General features: G+C 72.4%; 14 protein-coding genes. 12 read left to right on the top strand and 2 right to left on the bottom strand.

What is annotated here, in order from left to right:
* The first annotated feature begins 410 nt into the window (after nucleotides 1–410).
* From WMF44_RS09955 to WMF44_RS09925, 7 genes are all read left to right on the top strand, one after another.
* Nucleotides 411–1463 (top strand): NAD(P)H-dependent flavin oxidoreductase, encoded by a 1053-nt coding sequence (locus tag WMF44_RS09955; protein ID WP_437298885.1) that lies wholly within the window; start codon nucleotides 411–413, stop codon nucleotides 1461–1463.
* Between the two features lie 94 nt (nucleotides 1464–1557).
* A complete protein-coding gene (locus WMF44_RS09950; RefSeq protein ID WP_437298884.1) occupies nucleotides 1558–2568 on the top strand; it encodes a hypothetical protein in 1011 nt (336 codons plus the stop codon).
* A gap of 259 nt (nucleotides 2569–2827) precedes the next feature.
* Entirely contained in the window at nucleotides 2828–3733 is a 906-nt protein-coding gene (locus WMF44_RS09945) for an ATP-grasp domain-containing protein (RefSeq protein WP_437298883.1), read from the top strand.
* Nucleotides 3734–3735: 2 nt separating this feature from the next.
* Nucleotides 3736–4275, top strand: a complete 540-nt coding sequence (locus tag WMF44_RS09940; protein WP_437298882.1) for a 2'-5' RNA ligase family protein — start codon at nucleotides 3736–3738, stop codon at nucleotides 4273–4275.
* 159 nt (nucleotides 4276–4434) lie between these two features.
* Entirely contained in the window at nucleotides 4435–6144 is a 1710-nt protein-coding gene (locus WMF44_RS09935) for a protein kinase domain-containing protein (RefSeq protein ID WP_437298881.1), read from the top strand.
* A gap of 73 nt (nucleotides 6145–6217) precedes the next feature.
* Nucleotides 6218–7285, top strand: a complete 1068-nt coding sequence (locus WMF44_RS09930) for a tetratricopeptide repeat protein (protein WP_437298880.1) — start codon at nucleotides 6218–6220, stop codon at nucleotides 7283–7285.
* Nucleotides 7282–8430 carry a hypothetical protein gene (locus WMF44_RS09925; protein WP_437298879.1) on the top strand — a complete coding sequence of 383 codons (1149 nt, stop codon included), beginning with the start codon at nucleotides 7282–7284 and terminating at the stop codon, nucleotides 8428–8430. The genes WMF44_RS09930 and WMF44_RS09925 overlap by 4 nt, the downstream gene beginning before the upstream one ends.
* Before the next feature lie 24 nt (nucleotides 8431–8454).
* On the opposite strand, the gene WMF44_RS09920 is transcribed toward WMF44_RS09925, so the two are convergent.
* A complete protein-coding gene (locus WMF44_RS09920) occupies nucleotides 8455–9501 on the bottom strand; it encodes a glycosyl hydrolase 53 family protein (RefSeq protein ID WP_437298878.1) in 1047 nt (348 codons plus the stop codon).
* Between WMF44_RS09920 and WMF44_RS09915 the strand changes: the two genes are divergently transcribed.
* The 5 genes from WMF44_RS09915 to WMF44_RS09895 all read left to right on the top strand — a co-directional run bounded on the left by WMF44_RS09915 (nucleotide 9500) and on the right by WMF44_RS09895 (nucleotide 16245).
* The gene (locus tag WMF44_RS09915) at nucleotides 9500–9649 is read left to right on the top strand and encodes a hypothetical protein (RefSeq protein WP_437298877.1); all 150 of its coding nucleotides are present in this window, start codon (nucleotides 9500–9502) and stop codon (nucleotides 9647–9649) included. The two genes, WMF44_RS09920 and WMF44_RS09915, sit on opposite strands and share 2 nt — an antisense overlap.
* Before the next feature lie 351 nt (nucleotides 9650–10000).
* Nucleotides 10001–13021, top strand: a complete 3021-nt coding sequence (locus tag WMF44_RS09910; RefSeq protein WP_437298876.1) for a carboxypeptidase regulatory-like domain-containing protein — start codon at nucleotides 10001–10003, stop codon at nucleotides 13019–13021.
* 119 nt (nucleotides 13022–13140) lie between these two features.
* Nucleotides 13141–14061, top strand: coding sequence for a LysR family transcriptional regulator (locus tag WMF44_RS09905; RefSeq protein WP_437298875.1), 921 nt, complete (start codon nucleotides 13141–13143; stop codon nucleotides 14059–14061).
* Between the two features lie 154 nt (nucleotides 14062–14215).
* A complete protein-coding gene (locus tag WMF44_RS09900) occupies nucleotides 14216–15310 on the top strand; it encodes a 2Fe-2S iron-sulfur cluster-binding protein (protein ID WP_437298874.1) in 1095 nt (364 codons plus the stop codon).
* Nucleotides 15311–15342: 32 nt separating this feature from the next.
* Nucleotides 15343–16245 carry a sterol desaturase family protein gene (locus tag WMF44_RS09895; RefSeq protein ID WP_437298873.1) on the top strand — a complete coding sequence of 301 codons (903 nt, stop codon included), beginning with the start codon at nucleotides 15343–15345 and terminating at the stop codon, nucleotides 16243–16245.
* A 34-nt stretch (nucleotides 16246–16279) separates the two neighbouring features.
* On the opposite strand, the gene WMF44_RS09890 is transcribed toward WMF44_RS09895, so the two are convergent.
* Complete coding sequence (locus WMF44_RS09890; RefSeq protein ID WP_437298872.1) at nucleotides 16280–19639, bottom strand: HEAT repeat domain-containing protein; 3360 nt, start codon at nucleotides 19637–19639, stop codon at nucleotides 16280–16282.
* Nucleotides 19640–19650 lie beyond the last annotated feature (11 nt).

Below are 19650 nucleotides of genomic sequence, written 5' to 3'. Positions count from 1 at the left end.
GCCCGAAATGGTCCGTCGCCTCTGCCCCACGGCTCCGCAGCTCGACCGCCCAGCGTCGAGTCGATCGGCGACATCAACGTGGACGGCCGCGAGGACCACAGGGTGACATTCAGCGCGTCACCGCAAGAGCGATGCGCCGGTTCGCTGCGAGAGGACTGACGGTGTTCAGCGCGCCCTCGGAGATCCAGGCCCGAATGCCCGAGCCACGCTCATCCCCGATACCTCATGCAGACCTTCGTACTGGCAGAGGAACGAGTAGCGCATCGTGCAGGCGAGCATGTGCCGTCCAACCCGGTGTTGCCACCGATGGGCCCTTCGCTTACGCTCGGGTCCCAAGATCGAACGCACTCTGCTGGACGAAAAAAGGCTAAAAGCTGGACTGTGCCTCGGCAGTGGATCTGGAGATTCCCATGACGACGCTTCAGGAGCTCCTTGGAATCGATCTTCCAATCATCCAGGCCCCCATGGCCGGCGTGCAGGGCAGCGCGCTCGCGGTCGCGGTCTCCAGCGCTGGTGGGCTCGGTTCGCTGCCCGGCGCCGTGCTGGGCCCGGACGCCCTGCGCAAGGAGCTGGCAGCCATCCGAGCGCAGACAACGAGGCCGTTCAACGTGAACTTCTTCTGTCACACGCGGCCCGAGCCCGACGCCGAGCAAGAAGCGATCTGGCGTGCCCGGCTCTCGCCGTTCTTCGCCGAGCTCGGCGTCGACGCAAGCGCCATCCCGACCGGCCCCGGCCGGTTGCCCTTCAGCGATGAGGCAGCTGATGTGCTCGACGAGCTCAGACCTGCCGTGGTGAGCTTCCACTTCGGCCTGCCCTCGGAGGCCTTGCTCTCGCGGGTGCGCCGCTCGGGCGCGAAGATCCTGTCCTCTGCGACGACGGTCGACGAGGCGCGCTGGCTGGAGGCGCGCGGGGTCGACGCGGTCATCGCCCAGGGCATCGAGGCGGGCGGTCATCGCGGCAGCTTCCTGTCCGACGATCTCAGCCTCCAGCTCGGCACCTTCGCACTGGTGCCGCAGATCGTGGACGCCGTGAAGATCCCCGTCATCGCCGCGGGCGGCATCGCGGACGCGAGGGGTGTCGCGGCCGCCATGGCGCTCGGCGCGGCCGGCGTACAGATCGGGACCGCCTACCTGTTGTGCCCCGAGGCCACCACGAGCAGGGTGCATCGCGCGGCCCTCGCGAGCGACGCAGCCCGCACCACGGCGCTCACCAACCTCTTCACCGGGCGACCCGCTCGAGGCATCGTGAACCGCATCATGAGGGAGCTTGGGCCGATGAACGGCGCCGCGCCAGCTTTTCCCCTGGCGACGTCGGCGATCGCACCCCTGCGCGCCAAGGCCGAAAGCCAGGGCAGCGGCGACTTCTCCCCGCTCTGGGCGGGGCAAAACGCCAGCGGGTGCAAGGAAGTGCCAGCGGCCGAGCTCACGCGACAGCTCGCGGCTGCACTCCCAGGTGCACACTGACGCCGCCGGGCCTGCCGATGGATCCGATGGGCGCCCGCGGCTCATCTGCCGACAACGGGGTGACAGGCTCCTCTTTGTGTATCCTGCAGCGACCATGTGCTGCACCTTCTCCCCCGCGAGGCTCTCCAGCACCCTCCTCTATGCCGGCGATGCGCAGTGGAACGGCCTTTACGTCCACGTCCTCGCCTACCAGAACACGGCGTCGACCTCCGGCCCGAACGCCATGATCCTGCCGATCCCGGCCACGCGGCTCGGCCCGCAGAACGCGGTCGACACGCGCCCGTTCCGCACCTTCCTCGAGGACATCCGCCAGGCGACGCGCCGGCCGATCCCGCCAAGCTACGGCCCGCCGCCGTTCGCCGCGGTCGGGGCCGCCCGGGCCGTTGTCTTCGACGTGGGCAGCTATGCGGTGGTGCTCGCCGAGTCGCCGCGCGCGGTCCTCTCCGTCCTCGGACAGGTCCCGGAGCCCAAGCGGCCTGCGATCAACGATCGCCTGCTTCAGGCGTTCGAGGCCTACTACCCCGGCTGGCCGGTGGCGGTCTGTTGCTGGAACGGCAACCTCCAGCCCGAGCCGCTCCTGTGGTGGTACGAGCCCAGGTACCCGGAGTGGCTGTTCGCGCCCGCGCTCGACGCGCATGACGGCAACCCGCCCGATCTCCGGGCGACGGTCGAGGTCGATCACCACGTCGCCTTTGGCTCGGCCCTGAAGCCCGAGGGCCAGCCGGTCCGTTACCGCGATGAGGCGGGCGCGCACCGGCCGCTCTTGCCGTCGAGCGTGCACGGCACGGAGCTGCGGTCCCGGATGAACAACGGCGATTTCTGGGCGCAGCGCGACCAGCTCGGCGGGCCGGCGCTGCGTTGCGTGCCGGGCGACAGGGCGGGCGCGCCGATCGCGCTGAACGGCTGGGAGGGAGCTCCACCGCCCTGGCTACCGCCGGAGCCCATGGCGTGGACCTGGAATCCGCCGTCACCCCGCCCGCCCATGCCGCCGCCTCCTGACGGAAAGAGGTACTGCTCGAACTGTAACTTCCTGCCCGACGCCTCGGCGAAGCTCTGCACCATGTGCGGAACATGGATGGATGTCGAGGGAGCAGCCCAGAGCTGAGCTCGACGGCCACGGTCGAGCGATCTGAAAGCCGTCGACCCCGAGCAAGCAGAGGCGAAGGATGGTCCCCACCTCTCGCCTCTCCACCTTGGTCTCTCGATATATCTCCTCCCCGTCTCCCCGTCTCCCTGTGTGCTCTCTCTTGCTCTCTCTCCCGCCCGACAAGCCGGCGGGGCCACCTCCGAGCTGAAAATCGCGCGGTCATCGCCCGATCTACACCCTCGTGACGACCATCCCGCCATCGTATAGAGTCTGCGAGATGCTCCCCGCCCCGCTCGTCCTGTTCCCGAGCAGCCCGCTGCACCCGACCGCGCCGGACAGCGCCTTCGAGGAGGAAGCCGGGCATGCCGCCAGCGCCGGCTTCGACGTCGGCCTCATCGACCTCGAGGTGTTCCTCGGCGGCGGCGTGAAGCTCCGCCGGGTGCCGGAGGGCCCGGGCGAGGTGCTCTACCGCGGCTGGATCCTGGGCCTCGATGCTTATCGATGCATGAGCGAGGTCGTCGCCGCGCGCGGCCGGCGACTGATCACGGAGCCGGCGGCGTACCAGCACTGCTATCACCTGCCCGAGTGGTACGAGGCGATCGGCGGCGCCGAGCACACAGCGCGGTCGATCTGGATCCCGGGCTCCGCGTTCGACCTCGACGCCGTCGTCGTCAACGTGCGAGAGGCGTTCGGATCGGGCGCCGTGATCCTCAAGGACTATGTGAAGTCCCGCAAGCACGAGTGGTTCGACGCCTGCTTCATCCCGGCGGCGGACGACGAGGCCAACGTGCGGCGCGTCGTGGGCAACTTCCTCCGCCTCCAGGACGACCACGTCGTCGGCGGGCTCGTCTTCCGGGAGTTCGTCGAGCTGCGACGCATCGGGCTGCACCCGAAGAGCAGGCTGCCGCTTGTGAACGAGCATCGCTTCTTCGTGCTCGACGGCCGGCCGTTCTACGCGGCGCCGTACTGGGCCGACGGTGACTATCCGGGCGAGCCGCCGAGCGCCGAGGTCCTCGCGCCCGTTCTCGGCCGCGTGCGCAGTCGCTTCTACGCGGCCGACGTCGCCGAGAAGGAAGGGGGCGGCTGGATGCTGGTGGAGCTGAACGATGGCGGGTCGGCGGGCATCCCCGAGGGTGGGGCCGCGGACGCGTTCTACCGGCACCTGCGCGCGGCGCTCGGCTGAGCATGGCGCAAGAGACAGCGTTCGCCCTGTGGCTCATCCCCGGCGGAGCGCCGGCCGCGCGGCTCGAGGAGCTCATCGATGCGCTCGCCCGGGAGACCGGGGGCCCGGCGTTCGCGCCTCACCTCACCCTGCTCGGCGGGCTGCGCGGCGACGGCGGCGCGCTGGCCGCGAAGCTCGGCGGGCTGCGCGGCGACGGCGGCGCGCTCCGCCCCGTCGCGCTCGAGGCGCGGGGCCCCGCCACCGGCAGCACCCGCCACCAGTGCGTGTTCCTCGACGTGACGCCGTCCGAGCCGCTCGCGGCGCTGCGCCGCGCGGCCGAGGCGGCGCTCGGCGCGAACGCGAACGAGGCCCCCTTTCGCCCGCACGTGAGCCTCGTGTACGGCGAGCTGCCGGCCGCGCGCCGAGAGGAGCTCGCCGCGGATCCCCGGGTGCTTGCGCTCGCGCACGAGGTGTGTCGGGCCGACCGGCTCGAGCTGTGGGCCGTGGAGGGGCAGACCGAGCGCTGGCGCTGCGTCGAGCGCGTCACGCTGGAACGCCGGTGAGATCTCGCCGGCGCGGGTGTCATGCCTGCCCACCACGCGTCCCGACGCACGGCGCCGCCGCAGCGCAAGCGTCGACGAGGTATTTCCGCCCTGCGCGCAGATCGCCGCTCGCCGAAGTATGTGATCTCGTGGATCTCGGCTAGCCTAGGGCCCATGGCGATGGCTCCCGTTGCTGTGGGCGACGTCCTCGCGGGCAAGTACCGCGTGGAGCAGATCGTTGGCGCCGGTGCGATGGGCACGATCGTCGCCGCGTGGCACCTGGAGCTGGAGCAGCGCGTCGCGATGAAGTTCCTGCACTCGCTGCGGGCGGACGGCGGCGACCCGGCGGAGCGGTTCCGGCGCGAGGCGCGCGCGCTGGCCAGGATCAAGAGCGAGCACGTGGCGCGCGTCCTGGATGTCGGCTCGCTGGAGGGCGGGCTGCCCTACATGGTGATGGAGTTCCTGGAGGGGAACGACCTCGCCCACGAGATCCGGGCGCGCGGTCCGCTGCCCGTGATGGAGGCCGTCGGGTACATGCTCCAGGCCCTCGACGCGATGGCCGAGGCGCACGCCACGGGGATCGTGCACCGCGATCTCAAGCCGGCCAACCTGTTCCTCTCGCTCCGGCCCGACGGCGATCGGGTCATCAAGGTCCTCGATTTCGGGATCTCGAAGTCGCTGCTCGGCATATCGCGCGACCAGGTCGCGCTGACCCAGACAGCGTCGCTCCTCGGCTCGCCGCTCTACATGTCTCCCGAGCAGGTGCGCTCCGCGCGGGACGTGGATACGCGCGCGGATATCTGGTCTCTCGGCGTGATCCTGTACGAGATGCTGACCGGGCGGACTCCGTACGACGGCGACTCCGTCGCTCAGCTCTTCCACGCGCTGCTCTACGAGAACGCGGCCCCGGTCGCCCAGCTGCGCCCCGACGTCCCGCGCGAGCTGGACGCCGTGGTGATGCACTGCCTCGCCAAGGAGCGCGAGCAGCGGTGGACGAACGTCGGCGATCTGGCGGCCGCGCTGCTCCCGTTCGGCCCCGCCACGGGCCACATGCACGTCGACCGGGCGCGCCGCATGCTCGGCAGCTCCTCGGACATCGCGCGGCCGTCGCTCCTCCAGACCGGCGTGCCGAGCGGGGGCGCCCAGGGCACCGGATCGCGCCCGTCCGTACCGCACGGAGGCCCGCCCTTCGCGCCGGCCTCGCCGTCGTCGCCGTCCTTCGCGCCGGGCACGCCGCCCTTCGCGCCGTCGTCGCCGTCCTTCGCGCCGGGCACGCCGTCCTTCACACCGGGCACGCCGTCCTTCGTGCCGCCCTCGCCGACCGCGCCCAACGCGGAGACGGGGCCGACGGTCAACTCGTGGAGCAACTCGGGCCATCCGGTGCGAACGGTCCGCAACGGGGCGCGCGTCGCCCTGGCCATCGCCGCCGCCGCCTTGCTGGCAGGGGCCTCGCTCGGCGCCCTGTTCTTCCTGCGCTCCGGGCTCGCCACCGACCCGGGACAGCCCCCCGCAGCCGCGTCTACGCCCACCGCCGAGGCCACGGCGGCGCCCACCGCCGAGGCCGCGGCTGCGCCCACCGCCGAGGCCGCGGCTACGCCCGCCTCCGAGGCCACGGCGAAGGGCGACGCGCGCGAGGCTCCCGGCGCCACCGGCGCCGCGCCCGAGGCGGCCGGCGGTTCTCCGGCCCCGACCGCGCCTGCGGCCTCGTCCAGCGCGCCCGCGCCGCCGCCGGCGGCGGCCTCCGGCCCGGCGGCGCCGCTCGCCGCGCAGCCGGGCGCGCCTCGGGCGACCGCCACGGCCCGGCCCGTCGAGCGCGCGCAGCCCGACGCGGGGGCGCGCCCGGAGCCGACGCGGAGCAATTCGATCAGCGACTTCGGCGGGCGGCGCTGAGCGTGGCGCTCGCGTCGATCCGGCGACGGCCCCGAGGCTCGTCGTGGCCAGCTTGGAGGAGAACACGGGACGTATGAGGCGTACGAAACGTCGTCAGCGAAGCATCGCACACTGCGTCGGCCTGGGTCTGTGCGCGGCGTTGATCGCCGGGGGGCTCCCCGCGCGGGCGGAGCCGAGCGCCGCCGACAAGGCGACGGCGGAGGCGCTCTTCGACGCGGCGCTCGACCTGATGAAGCAGGGGCGCAGCGCGGAGGCGTGCCCGAGGCTGGAGCAGAGCCAGCGCATCGATCCGGGCATCGGCACGCTCCTCTACCTGGCCGAGTGCTACGAGAACACCGGCCGCACGGCGAGCGCCTGGGCCACGTTCCGGCAAGCCATGTCGGAGTCGCAGGCCGCGGGGCAGGCCGACCGCGCCCGCAAGGCGCAGGCGAGGGCGGCCCGGCTGGAGCCGGGCCTGTCGAAGCTGAGCATCGGCGTCGCGGCGGAGAACCTCGCGATCGAGGGCTTCAAGGTGCGCTCCGCCGGAAAGGCGGTCGATCCCGCGGTCTTCGGCGTCGCGATCCCCATGGATCCCGGCGAGATCGCGATCGAGGCGAGCGCCCCGGGCCACGAGACCTGGACGGCGACCGTGAAGCTCGGGGGCGACAAGAAGGGCCCTGCGAGCGTCGATGTCCCGGCGCTCAAGCGGATCGAGGGGCCGCCGCCTGCGCCCCGCGATGCGCCGCCTCCCGAGGCGGCGGGCCCTGCGCCGGCGCGCGGCGCCCCTGCGCCTGCGCCGGCGCCCGCGGCGTCCGGGGGCAACACGGCGCGCTTGATCGGCCTCGTCGTGGGCGGCGCGGGCGTCGTGGGGCTCGGCGTCGGGACGTTCTTCGGCGTGAAGGCCATCTCGAAGAACAGCGACGCGGAGGGCTACTGCAAGGGCGGCAGCACGTGCGAGGACGAGCGCGGCGTCACGCTGACCGAGGAGGCCAAGAGCGCCGCCACCGTGTCGAACGTCGCGTTCGGGCTCGGGGCGGCGGCGGCGATCGGCGGCGCCGTCCTCGTGTTCGTCGTCGCGCCGAGGCAGGCCCCGCCCGTCCAGGTGGGGGCGTTCGTGGACGCGCGCAACGTCGGGTTGCGCGTGGGAGGTACGTTCGAATGAGACGCATGACAGGGCTCCTGTCGCTCGCCCTGCTCGCCCCGCTCTCGAGCCTCGCGTGGCTCGGCTGCCAGGCCATCGCCGGCATCGAGGACCGCACCTTCGACCCGGGCAGCTCGGAGACGGGGGGCGGGCAGGCGCCCGTGAGCGAGCAATGCGCGTCGTACTGCGCCGACGTGATGGCGAACTGCACGGGAGAGCACCAGGTCTACGCCACGCTGGCGACCTGCCAGGGCGTGTGCGCGCTGCTCCCGGAGGGCGATCCCCTGGAGCCCGTGGACAACACGGTCGCGTGCCGCGCCCGCCAGGCGGAGCTGGCCGGCGCCACCGGCGAGGTCGGGGTGCACTGTCCGGCGGCGGGCCCGGGCGGAGACGGCGAGTGCGGGAGCAACTGCGAGAGCTACTGCGCGCTGCGGGCCGCGGCGTGCACGCTCGAGGTCGCCACCGAGGAGGAGTGCGTCGCCATGTGCGCCGGCCTCAAGGACGTGGACAAGTTCGACGTCATCGAGAACCACGACGGCGACACGCTGCAGTGCCGCCTCGTGCACGTGAGCTCCGCGACGGTGGACCCCGAGGAGCACTGCCCGCACGCGAGCCTGACGCCGGTGCAGCCCTGCGGCGATCCGGAAGGGACCGAGCCGAGCTGCGAGGACTTCTGCCAGGTGGTCATGACGTCGTGCACGGGTGATCTGGCCGTCTACGAGTCGAGAGCGCAGTGCCTCGCGGTCTGCGCGGCGCTCCCTCCCGGCGCGACGGAGGACCGGACCGAGAACACCGTGGGCTGCCGCAAGTACCACGCTTACAGCGCGATGCTGGCGTCGACCACCCACTGCCCGCACGCGGGGCCGGGCGGAGACGGCCATTGCGGGGTCGAGGAGCCGGGCTCGGGCGTGACGGGCAACTGCGTGTCGTACTGCACGCTGTTCGAGGCGGCCTGCAAGGAGGCCCTCGGCGAGGCGTACGTTGGCTGGGGCGCGGCGTGCCAGGACGAGTGCAGCACGATCACGGGAGCCGCCCACGACTCCCACTACGCCGTCGCGAGCGCCGAGGGCGGCGACACGGTCTCTTGCCGGCTGCTCCACGTGAGCCGCGCGCTCGAGAACCCGGACGAGTGCGCGGCGCTGGCCGACGGGACCGCCTGTCAGTGACGGCCCGCGGTGGCCAACACCACATTACAGGCCGAAGCTCGCCTTGATCGCGTCGAACTCGGCGAAGTCTTGGCTGTTGGCCCTGTAGGCGCCGCCCTGCTGCGTGAAGAGGGATGAGCCCCATGAACCGCTCTGCGTTGGCTCCCAGAAGAACGTCCCGAGCCCTCTGCCATCCGGCAGGTCGCGCATGATCTGATTGGCCGTCGTGCGTTCGGGGTTGTACTCCGCGATCGCGAACGACAGATCCGGGAATGTCTCGGCCAGGGCATTAAAGGTGTTCCGCCATACCGCGGGCTGCCCCTGAAATGCCGTGTAGCAGGAGAGTCCGAGGACGTCGAACTCGACGCCCCGCGTCTTTGCGCTGTCGACCCACCACGTGACTCCGTTGACGTCCTCGGTGTTCTCGACGTGCAGCATGATCTTGATGGTGTCATCGACCTCCTTGACCCCGGCGATTCCCGCCTTGAGCAGGGCGGCCAGGTTGTCCCAGTTCTGGTTCGTCGCTCGCCCGGTGAGGCCTTCCGGATGAACGACCGAATCGTTGCCCCAGCAGTCCGTGTTCGCGGACGGCACATGGATGAGCATGCCCGGCGTGATCTCGTTGCCGATCTGCACCATGTCCGGGCGCGCGCCCGCGCTGACGAGCGCGGCGACGACGTCCTTCGTGTAGGCCTTCAAGAGGCCCGCCATCTCGGCGATCGTCCGGGCGCTCCGCCAAGCGTCGGGGATGATCTGTTTGCCAGGATCCGCCCAGGTGTCGCTGTAATGGAAGTCGAGCAGGAACCCCATGCCCGCTTCCTTGATCTGCTTGCCGAACTCGATCGTGTGGTCCTTGTCGCAATAGGTCTCATTTTTTTCGCAAGAGCCGCCGGTCCCGAAGGCATATCCGTAGGTAGCGCCTGGGTCCACGAACGCCCGGAGCCGGATATAGTTGAACCCGTGATTCTTCAGCAGATCGAGCATCGGCTTTTCATTTCCGTCCGTGTCCGTGTACGTCGCGCCGTTATCGACCGCCTCCTGGACGCTGGAGATGTCAGCGCCGAGGATGAAGCTGGGCTCGAACGCCGGCATGCCGCCCATTCCGCCCGTCCCGGAGCCGCCCGTCCCCTGCGACGAGGAGGAGGACGAGGACGAGCTCGTTGAGACGGATACGCCTCCCCCGCCCGTGCTCCCTGTCGTCACGCTGCCACCGCCTTCCCCCGAGGTGGCTCCTCCCTGACCAGCGCCGCTGGCATCACTTCCATCCGAGCCTGACCCGGTGCAGTGACATAGAAAAAGTGAGATGAATAGCGCGCCGATCGTGGCGCTGGAGGGTAAGCTGAAGCGAATCGTAGCCATCATGCCACCATCATATCCGAGCCCGATCGCCAGCGTCACGAAGGAACCTTTCACCTGACGGCCCAGGAAGGAGGCGTCTACTGCAAGCGACTCGAGCGCTCGAGCGCCCGCGCCCCGCCGTGGGAACACGCCGTCATCCTGCTACCCAGGACGATGCCCCGCCGCGCGTACGCGCGATGGATTAGTGATCCCGGCGGCAGAGGGCCATGCACGGAGGAGGGGCTGTCAGGCCATGAAGAGAGCGGAAGCGAGACGGTGGCTTGCCCTTGTCGTGCTCGGGCTGGCGGCGGCGGGGATCCTGGGCTTCTTGTCGTGGCTCCGCGCCGGAGACGCGCCGGCGGAAGGCCCCGCGCCTCCGGCGAGCGCCGCTTCGACGCGGGGAGCGCGGCGCCTCCGCGCGAGGGACGCGCCGCCGCCGCAGCTCGGGAGCATCGCGGGCCGGGTCGCCGATGCGGCCGGCTCGCCCGTCGCCGGAGCGCTCGTGTGCGCCAGCGCGAGCGGCGGAGCGAGCGGACTGACGCCGTTCGATCTGGGCGAGCCGACGTGCGCGCCCGCAGGAGAGGACGGCCGCTACCAGATCGCGGATCTCTCCCCCGCGCGCTGGACGATCGTCGCCTCGGCGCCGGGCCACCGCCCCGCGAGCTACACCTCCCCTGCCCCGGACCGCGCCGGCTGGCTCGATCTCCGCCAGGGAGAGGCGCGCACCGGCGTCGATCTGACGCTCGTCCGCGGCGGCGTCGAGGTGCGGGGCCACGTCAAGGACGTCAGCGGCGGGCCCATCGCCGGGGCGCTCGTCATGGTTCATGGCTTCCTGGGGTCGCACCGGGGCGTCGCGGTGACCCGCTCCGACGCAGAGGGCTCCTTCTCCGCGTGGACCGAGGAGGGATACTGCCTGGCGCGCGCCACCGCCGACGGGTACGCCGAGGGGTCGCAGCACGGCATGGCGCCGGGGCCGCCGCTCGAGATCTCGATGACGCCCGGCTCGGTGATCGAGGGGCGGGTCGTCGAGGCGGGGTCGGGCGCGCCGATCGCCGGCGCGACGGTCCGTCCCGGGATGGATCAGAGGTGGGGTCCCGGGGAGGTGAAACCCGTGTCGAGCGACGCGGAGGGGCGCTTCCGCATCCCGGGTCTGCCGCCCGGGCGGTACAAGCCCACGGCGCGCGCCGCGGGCGGTTATGGCCAGACGCGCGCGAGCGTGGTGCTCGGGATCGGCCAGACCGCGAGCGAGGTGGTGATCGAGATGCACCCTGCCAGCAGCGTGGCCGGCCGGGTGGAGGTCGCGCCCGGGGGCGGGCCCTGCGCGAGCGGCTCCGTCACCCTGTTCCACGAGGGGAGCGGCTGGCTCCCGACGGTCCTCGGGGCCGACGGTTCGGCGCGCTTCGAGGGGGTGCTGCCCGGCTCGTACCAGGTGATGGTGCTCTGCCAGGATCACGCGTCGGAGCCGGCCTACCCCGCCGTGGAGGTCGGCGAGGCGGACGTCGAGGGGCTCGTGTGGACCGTCCGCGCCGGGCTGTCGCTCCGCGGCCGGGTGGTGGACCGCGAGGACAAGCCCGTGCGCGCCATGGTCCACGCGAGCCCGACCGACATCGGGGGGATGCAGCCGATGCATCCCGGCCCCGTCGGGCAGAGCGACGACGACGGCCGCTTCGTGCTCCGGGGGCTCCTCCCTGGCAAGCACAGGGTCATGGCGCACTCGAACGATCACATTCCGCCCGAACCGGTGATGGTCGAGCTCGTCGACGAGCGCGCTCCCGAGATCACCCTCGTGATGGACAGCGGGGGTCGCGTCGAGGGCACCGTGACCGACGAGGACCGCCGCCCCGTCGCAGGCGCGGACGTCATGCTGAGCGCGCAGCAGCCCGGGTGGGGCGGCCCTCCGAGAAAGTCCCTCGCGGACGGGACATTCGTGATCAAGGGGGTCGCGCCGGGCGCATACCGGATCTGGGCCATGCAGGGGGGTATGCCCATGAGGGCGAAAGGTCAGGCCGGCGGCGGCGACCCCGGGGTCGCGGTCACCGTGAAGGCAGGGGCGGCCGCGCGCGTGAGCCTGGTCGTGGAGCGCCAGAACGGCGAGATCCACGGGCGCGTCGTCGACGGGAGCAGCAGGCCGGTGGCGGACGCGTTCGTCAATGTCCAGCGGGAGCCCGAGGGCGCGGGCGGGCCGGGCGCCCCGGCCCCTCCGCCCCCGCCGCCGGAGAGCGTGGGGCCCTACGCGCCGGTGCTCACCGATCCCGACGGGGAGTTCGTGATCGGGAACCTGGGCCGGGGCACGTACACGGTCCAGGCGCAGCGCCGCGGAGGGGGCCGCGCCGCCGTCGAGCATGTCGAGATCGGCGGCACCGTGACGCTCATGATCCAGGAGACAGGCACCGTCTCCGGCGCCGTCTCCAGCCCCGGCGGCGCGCCGCCCGATCAGTTCACGATCCGCGTCACGGGCCGCGAAGCGCCGTTCTTCCGGAACGAGTCCTTCTCGTTCACGGACGGGGCCTGGACAATGAGCGATCTGCCGGCGGGCAAGTACGACCTTGCAGCCGACGCCCCGGAGGGGACGGCCACGGGCGAGGTGACGCTCGCGCAGGGGGAGCAGCGGAGCGGGGTGGTGCTCACGCTCGCCGGGCGCGTCGCGCTCCGGGGTCAGGTGGTGTCCCTGGAGGACGGCGCGCCCATGGCCGGGGTGACCGTGCACGCGTACCCGCGCGCCGGCGGAATGGCGCCCTCGCCGGTGCAGCAGCACGAGGTCACCGACGGAGCGGGCCATTTTCACCTCGACCGCGTGCCCAGAGGTCCCCTCGCGCTCATGCTCATGCCCGCGGATCCGATGAGCTCGGCGTTCGACGCGGCGATGATCCCTGTCGATGTGCAGCCGGGCGCGGAGACCGACGTCGGGCGTTTGCTTATGGCGAAGCGCCGGGTGAAGTACGACGAGCCTCCCGGCGATCTCGGGTTCACGGTCGAGCCGCCCCGGTCGCCGATGGAGTCGGCCATGCGGCCGCACAAGGTGGTCGAGGTGCGCCGCGACGGTCCGGCCGCGGCGGCGGGCCTGCAGGTGGGGGACGTGATCGTCTCGGTGGACGGCCACGATGTCACCGGCAAGCTGGGCTATCTGGTCGGGCCCCTGCTCCGCGTGCCCGCGGGGACCCGGGTGACCCTCGGGCTCTCGCGCGGGGCGCGCGTGGCCCTGGTGGCCGCGGCGATGCCGCCGCCCCCGGGCTTCGGGCAGGGCGGCATCGAGGCCGCGCCCGCGTCACCGTAGGCGCCGGCCGCTCCTCCCGGTGCCCATGAGGTCTCCGGGATCTCCTTCATGGACGGTACGCGCACGCCGCTCGGGCCCTCGGCCGCGGGTGTCTATCGGCGCAGCGCTACCCTCCCCGCATGAACGCACCGCCGCTGCCTCGCCTGCGCGCCGTGGACCTGAACCTGCTCACCGTGCTGGACGCCGTGCTCACCGAGCGCAACGTGACGCGGGCGGCCGAGCGCCTCGGCATGACCCAGCCGGCCGTGAGCAGCGCGCTGAACCGGCTGCGCCTGCTGTTCAACGACGATCTCATCGTGCGCCGCGGCAAGGAGATGGCCCCGACGCCGCGCGCCCTCGCGCTCGCCGGCCCGATCCGCAGGGCGCTCGACCTGATCCAGGCATCACTCGCCCACACCGGCGCCTTCGATTGCACGGCGAGCCGTACCTTCAGGCTGGGGATCAGCGACATCGGAGAGGCCCTCCTCTTGCCTCGTTTTCTGCAGTGGCTCGAGCAGCTCGGCGCCCGCGTCCGGCTCGATTTCTGTAGCGAGCCCGGGACCTCGCTGCAAAACGAGATGCGGCTCGGCAAGATCGAGCTCGTCCTGGATCACATCGCCATCCCGGGCGAGGAGTTCCGGCGAACACGCGTGCTCGACCTCGAGTTCGTCTCGCTGGTGCGCCAGGATCATCCGACCGTCGGACCCTCGCTGACCCTCGACGAGTACATGGCGCTCGAGCACGTGATCATCGAGCCGCGCGAGGGCCAGACCAACCTGGCAGAGCAGATTCAGGCCGCCGTCGGGCGATCGCGGCGCGTGCGGGTGCAGGTCCCCCGCTATCTCTCGATGCCGTTCATCGTCTCGCAGTCGAACGTCGTCTGCACGTTGCCGCTCCCCCTGGCGCGGCTGTTCGAGCAGCACTTCCCCGTGCGGGTGGTGAGCTGTCCGCTCCCCATCCAGCCGATCCCGCTGTTCATGATGTGGCATGCCTGTCAGGACGGCGACCCGGCCCACGAGTGGCTCCGGCGATCCCTCATCGAGCTCTGCAGCCGCGTCTGACGCGTCCGCTGCGGGCGGGCTCGGCCGGGTCAGAGGCGGGCGGCCGTGGATTCGGCGGAATATTCACGCCGGCAATCTGCCTCATACCATTTGCTGATTGGGCTTTTCGGTGGCCGCCTCCATGAAGCTGCGTGCAACAGGGAGCCATGACATCGTGAAAGCCATCTCATTCGGCGGCCGGACGAGGGGTCGAGCCGGGACCCTTCAACTCCTGGGCAGCGATCGCGCGGTCCGTATCGAGGCAGGAGAAACGCTGCTCAGCGCAGCCGTGCGCGGGAACATCCCGTTTCCACACATGTGCAGGGTGGGCGAGTGCGGCACCTGCAAGTGCCGCCTCATCAAGGGGCATATCCGCCTCAAGAGCGATATCTCGCGCCACGTCGCGCCCGAGGAGATCTCTGCCGGCTTCGTGCTCGCCTGCCAGAGCCTGGCCGTGTCGGAGGAGGTGGCGGTCGAGGTCCCGGGGATGGGCCGCGGGCGCTCGACGGATCGAGCGCCGGTGCGGATCGACGCGCGCGTCGCGCGCGTGACGCGGCTCGCGCCCAGCGTCGTCGCGCTCGAGGTCGACCTCGCCTCGGACGTCCGCTACGTGGCCGGGCAGGTTGCGCAGCTCACGGTTCCCGGCGTCCCGGGGCTCGGCGAGCCGCGCTGTTACTCGTTCGCCGAGGCGCCGGATCGGGCCTCGCCGCGCAGGGCGCTCTTTCATATCCGCCACGTGCCGGGCGGCGCCTTCACCGGTTGGCTCTTCGGGGCCGATCGCACGGGTGCGCGCCTCTGCTTCTCGGGGCCCCACGGCAGCTTCCGCTATCACGAGGCCGATCGGCCGCTCCTCTGCGTGGCAGGAGGCACGGGGCTCTCTCCGATCAAGGCGATCCTGGAGCAGGGGCTCTCGGATGGGCTCGCCCGCGATGTGACGCTGGTCGTCGGCGCGCGCACCCGGCAGGATCTCTATGCGCTCGACGCCATCGCCTCGATCGAGGCGCGATGGCGAGGTCGATTCGTCTTCATCCCCGTGCTCTCGCACGAGCCCGAAGGCTCGAGCTGGACAGGGCGTAAGGGGCACGTCACCGACCACCTCCGCGAGGTCGCCGCGGGCCACGCCGATTGCGCGGCCTACGTGTGCGGGCCGCCCGGGATGATCGACGCCGTGCTCGACGTGCTGCGCGGCGAGATCCCGCCGATGCACTTGCATCACGACAGATTCCTGGACCGCGGCTCGGTGGCTCGCGCCGCCGCTGCGGTCGCCTGAGCCAGGCCACGACGCTCGAAAGGAGAGCCCTCATGCTCCACGGCACGGTGTTCGTCCTCGTGTTCCTCGCGCTCTTTGCCGCCCTCGAGCTCGCGCTCGGCCTGTATCGGCGCACAGGCGCGCTCACCATGCGGGAGCTCGGCGCGAGCCTCGTGTCCGTCGGCGCCTACCTCGTGATCCGCGGCGCGTCCTTCGTCGCCGTGACCTGGGCGCTCGGGGCGCTCTGGCCCGGCTCCGAGGGCGCGCTCGCCGGCGTGAGCTCCCTGGTGGTGTTCCCGATCTACGTGCTCCTCGATGAGTACGGGATCTACTGGGTACACCGCAAGAGCCATGAGCTACCCTGGCTCTGGCGGCTCCACAAGCCGCACCACGTGCCGCGCAACATGAACATCGCGGTCACGTACCGGGAGAACTGGCTATGGCATGTCCTGTTGCCGGGCACGTGGATGGCGCCGCTCGTCGTCTGGCTCGGCCACCCTGGCGCCTATGTCCTCGGACTGGCCATCAGGACGATGATCGTGCTGGCGGAGCACAGCGATCTCCGCTGGGACCTGCACCTGCAGCAGAGCCGCTTCACGCGCCATGCCATGCGGGTCCTCGAGCGCATCGTCTCGCTGCCCGACACGCACCATGTGCACCACGGGGTCGGCCGCTTCGGCAATGCCACGAAGAACTATGGCGCCGCCCTCATCTGCTTCGATTGGATCCATGGCACGCTCATGATCCCGCACGCGCGCCAGGAGGGCTTCGGGCTCCCCGAGGGCGCGCCGGTCGAGCCCTGGGCCGAGCAGCTCTTCTGGCCGTTCGTGCGCTCGACGAAGCACGAGAGGGCGGATCGCCGCCGCCCGATCGAACCGACGCCACCGACGGCCGACCTCGCCATGGCGGAGGCGGTGATTTACACCGCCGATGGCCGCGCTGTCGTCGTGAGGTGAGCCCTGCCAGACGGCGCGCCCGGCGCGCCCCGCCTCACGGCGGCATGACGAACGACGCCGGCCCCGCCACGGCGGGGGACGGGTCCTTCCGGTAGCGCTCCAGCAGCTCGCGCCGCTCCGCGGTCCAGCCGTTCTTCGGCGACGCCGCCTGCACGAGCGCCTCCAGCGCCAGCCGGCGCAGCCGCGGATCCGGGCTCCCCCGGAGCTCCTGCTCCAGCTGCGACGGGTGGACGCAGCCGTGCACAGCGGACATCGCCGCGACCATCGCGTCGTGGTGCAAGAGGTCCCGCCGGCCGAGCTCGACGAGCGCCTGCCCGAGCGCCTTCCAGGGAAGGAGGCGCGCCGCGAGCCCCAGGTACTGGGGCACGGCCAGGGCGTCCGCCTCGAGCGCGGCGAGCAGCCCCTCGCCGACGGCGACGTGGTGCTTCGCGGCATACGAGCCGAGCCGCGCCGAGAGCGCGGGCAGGAACGCCACGAGGTACCGGCGCCTCGGCGAGAGCTCCGCGAGCCGCTGGACGACGGTCGCGACCTCCCCGTGCTGCATCCTGGCGAGCGCCGCGGACAGCGCCTCCGCCGCCTCCTCGGGCGCGGGGGCGGCCATGTGCTCGAGCAGCCGGCGGAAGAGCGACCGCGCCTCGTCCCGGAGCGGCAGGTGCGCCGCGCGCCGCAGCAGGTCGAGCCGCGCCTCCGGCTCCGCCCGCCCCAGGATCGCGGCGAGCAGGTCCACCACGCGCCGCTCGGCCTCGGTCGACAGCCTGCCGAGCGGGATGTCCGCGAGCTTCGAGGCCACGATCCAGTCGGGATCCCGCGCGGCGCGGCCGAAGACGTCCCACGTCTCGGGCTTGTCCAGGTGGTCCCAGAGCGCCCGGAGCAGCGCGATCCGCACGTCGCGGTGCGTCTTCGGGGCGTCCAGCCGGAGCAGGTCCCGGTAGGCGTCGTCGCCGCCCAGCTCGCCGAGCAGGCGCACGACCTCCTTGGCCACGGTCACCTTCGTTGTCGGCACCGCCCGGAGCTCGGCGAGCACCCGCTCCCGGGACATCTCGGAGAAGGCCTTCCGGAGCGCGTAGATCGCCCAGCGCGCGCGATCGTCGCCCAGGCACTCGATCAGGACGGGGACGCCCTGGCCGGCGTCGAGCCACGGCAGGCCCCGGATGGCCATCTCGCGCAGGGGCGGCCTCGGATCCGAGGCGAACGGGGTGATCGCCGACGCGTCGACGTACGCGAGCCGGACCAGCGCGGAGATCGCGAACCGCAGCGTGGGGACATCGCTGGTCTCGTCGCCGAGCAGCGCGCGGAGGCCGGCGGCGTACGTCTCCTGCTGCCTCGCCGTCCAGCGGCCGTGGCCCCCGCCGAAGTCGAGCACCCAGCGCGTCTTGCCCGTCGCGAACCTGCCGGTCATGGGCTGCGCCCGGTCGAGCAGGGGGTCCAGGAGATCCTGACGCTTCTGGCTCACGTGCTGGGCGACAGCGCCGATCAGCACGAAGCTCCTGTCCTCGCGCAGCAGCGCGGGCACGAGCCGCGCGAACCGCGGCCTGTCGTGGGCGCGCAGGAGGCCGAGCGCGCCCGCCGCGACGCCGACGAACGGGAGCTCGCGGGACAGCCGCTCGAGCGCCTCGAGCAGCGGCGTGACCACCTTGAGGCGGATGCCGAGGCTCTGCGCGAGCGAGAGCACCGCCCCTGCCCGCTCGCCGGTGCTCCACGCGCCCGCGAGCTGCGCGAGCGCCGGGCTGAGCCGCTCGGCCTCCGCGCGGGTCAGCCCGTCCCCGAGGCCCGCCGTCGAGACCGAGCCGCGCACCGCGAGGATCTTCGTGAGCCAGCGCGCCCCCCACGCCCCGTCGACGCGGAACAGGCGGACCACGAGCCGCTCCACGGCCGAGGCCGTGGCGTGGGACAGATCCGCGGCGTCGAGCGCGTCCTGCGCCACGGCGCCCGCGGCCTCCAGGTGCTCCTGCGCGAACCGGCCGAGGGGCAGCGCGGCGAGCGCGCCGATCATCGCCCGCCGCACCGGATCCTGCTCGAACTTGCGGGCGCGCACGTTCGCGAGGGCGTCCGCGAGCGCGCCCCGGTCGTGCAGGACGCTCGCGAGGAGCAGCGCCTGCGCCTTCGCCCGCTCGTCGCCCTCCGGGTGCCCGAGGAGCGGCGCGAGCACCTCCTTCGCCTCGGCGAAGGACAGGAGGCGCGCGTAGCTCATCCGCCGGTCCGGCTTCGAGACGAGCGACGGGCAGCTCGAGAGGTGCCGCCTCGCCTCGCGCTCGCGCAGGTCGCGGGGCAGCGCGTCGAGCACCTCGGGCGCGATCGAGCCGTCGGCGGCCTGCGCCGCGCAGGACCAGCGCGCGAAGGCCCGCTCCCGGATCGCCTGCTCCTCGGCCGAGTCGGCCTTCACGTAGCGGAACAGGAAGGCGCCGAAGCCCCCGCGCCCTCCGAGCAGGAAGGCCCGCAGGACGGCCTTCTGGTCGTCGGGGCCGAGCCGCAGGAACCACCGCGGGCCCAGCTTGCCGTCGCTCAGCGCGCCCCAGGCGTGGCGGATGAGGTAATCGAGGCGCTCGGCGCCGAGCGCGCGCGCGCCGTTGTCGAAGCACACCACACCGAAGACGCCGGGCGGCGGCGCGGGTCGTCCGCTCTCGTGGCGCGCCTTGAGGAGGTCGAACGTGGCGGCCGGGCGCGATCGGGCGAGGAGGTGCAGGGAGCCGGCGAGGGACGAGGGCTCCTCGCCGCGCTCGAAGAGGGCCTGGATCAGCGGCAGCGCCGCGTCGGGCGCGCGCCGGGCGAGCGGGACGAGCAGCGGCGCGAGGCGGTAGCGCAGGCGAGCGTCGACGGACTTGGAGCGGGCGATCGCCTCCCCGAACCAGCGCGCCGCGGCCGCGGGGTGCCTCACGCCGAGCCGATCGAGGCAGCTCGGGCCGCCCGCCTCGTCGATGGCGCGCCGGTGCGCCGACACGAGCGCCTCGGAGCCGAACGGGAGCAGATCCACGATCAGGGGGTCGCGCCCCGCCTGCATGCGCGCGCCGAGGAAGGCGTCCACGGCGGCCTGGCGCTTGCGCCGCGCGAGCTGGGCGACGGTGCGCCGGAGGGTGCGGCGCTCGAGGAGGGCGCCGAGCGCCGCGAGCGCCTGCGCGTCGTCGCAGAAGCGGGCGATCATGCGGCCCGCGCGCCGCCGCACGGAGCGGGACGGGTCGGAGACGGCCGCGACGACGCGCGCGCCGTCGCCCGAGCCGTAGACGCTCATGAGGGCGAGGAGGCGCTCGTAGGGCTGAGCGCTGCTCCAGAGCGCACCGAGGAGCGCGCTTGCGCCGGCGTCGCCGCGCGCGGCGGCGCGGCCCAGCTCCACGACGCGGCGGACGCGGTCGTCGTGGGTCAGCGGCTCGATGTCGGCGAGGAAGGAAGCGGCGTCCATGGAGGGCGATC

It is taken from the genome of Sorangium sp. So ce426, from assembly GCF_051475585.1.
In the GTDB taxonomy this organism is placed as follows: Bacteria; Myxococcota_A; Polyangia; order Polyangiales; family Polyangiaceae; genus Sorangium; species Sorangium cellulosum_B.
The sequence above is the reverse complement of the archived record's forward strand: the minus strand, read 5'-3'. Positions and strand labels throughout refer to the sequence as shown.

Excerpts from the sequence above, each read along its gene's own strand:
- WMF44_RS09955 (WP_437298885.1), top strand. The coding sequence starts at position 411 with ATGACGACGCTTCAGGAGCTCCTTGGAATCGATCTTCCAATCATCCAG.
- WMF44_RS09925 (WP_437298879.1), top strand. The coding sequence starts at position 7,282 with ATGAGACGCATGACAGGGCTCCTGTCGCTCGCCCTGCTCGCCCCGCTC.
- WMF44_RS09935 (WP_437298881.1), top strand. The coding sequence starts at position 4,435 with ATGGCTCCCGTTGCTGTGGGCGACGTCCTCGCGGGCAAGTACCGCGTG.
- WMF44_RS09905 (WP_437298875.1), top strand. The coding sequence starts at position 13,141 with ATGAACGCACCGCCGCTGCCTCGCCTGCGCGCCGTGGACCTGAACCTG.
- WMF44_RS09950 (WP_437298884.1), top strand. The coding sequence starts at position 1,558 with ATGTGCTGCACCTTCTCCCCCGCGAGGCTCTCCAGCACCCTCCTCTAT.
- WMF44_RS09890 (WP_437298872.1), bottom strand. The coding sequence starts at position 19,639 with ATGGACGCCGCTTCCTTCCTCGCCGACATCGAGCCGCTGACCCACGAC.
- WMF44_RS09910 (WP_437298876.1), top strand. The coding sequence starts at position 10,001 with ATGAAGAGAGCGGAAGCGAGACGGTGGCTTGCCCTTGTCGTGCTCGGG.
- WMF44_RS09945 (WP_437298883.1), top strand. The coding sequence starts at position 2,828 with ATGCTCCCCGCCCCGCTCGTCCTGTTCCCGAGCAGCCCGCTGCACCCG.
- WMF44_RS09920 (WP_437298878.1), bottom strand. The coding sequence starts at position 9,501 with ATGCCGGCGTTCGAGCCCAGCTTCATCCTCGGCGCTGACATCTCCAGC.
- WMF44_RS09895 (WP_437298873.1), top strand. The coding sequence starts at position 15,343 with ATGCTCCACGGCACGGTGTTCGTCCTCGTGTTCCTCGCGCTCTTTGCC.
- WMF44_RS09930 (WP_437298880.1), top strand. The coding sequence starts at position 6,218 with ATGAGGCGTACGAAACGTCGTCAGCGAAGCATCGCACACTGCGTCGGC.
- WMF44_RS09915 (WP_437298877.1), top strand. The coding sequence starts at position 9,500 with ATGCCGCCCATTCCGCCCGTCCCGGAGCCGCCCGTCCCCTGCGACGAG.
- WMF44_RS09940 (WP_437298882.1), top strand. The coding sequence starts at position 3,736 with ATGGCGCAAGAGACAGCGTTCGCCCTGTGGCTCATCCCCGGCGGAGCG.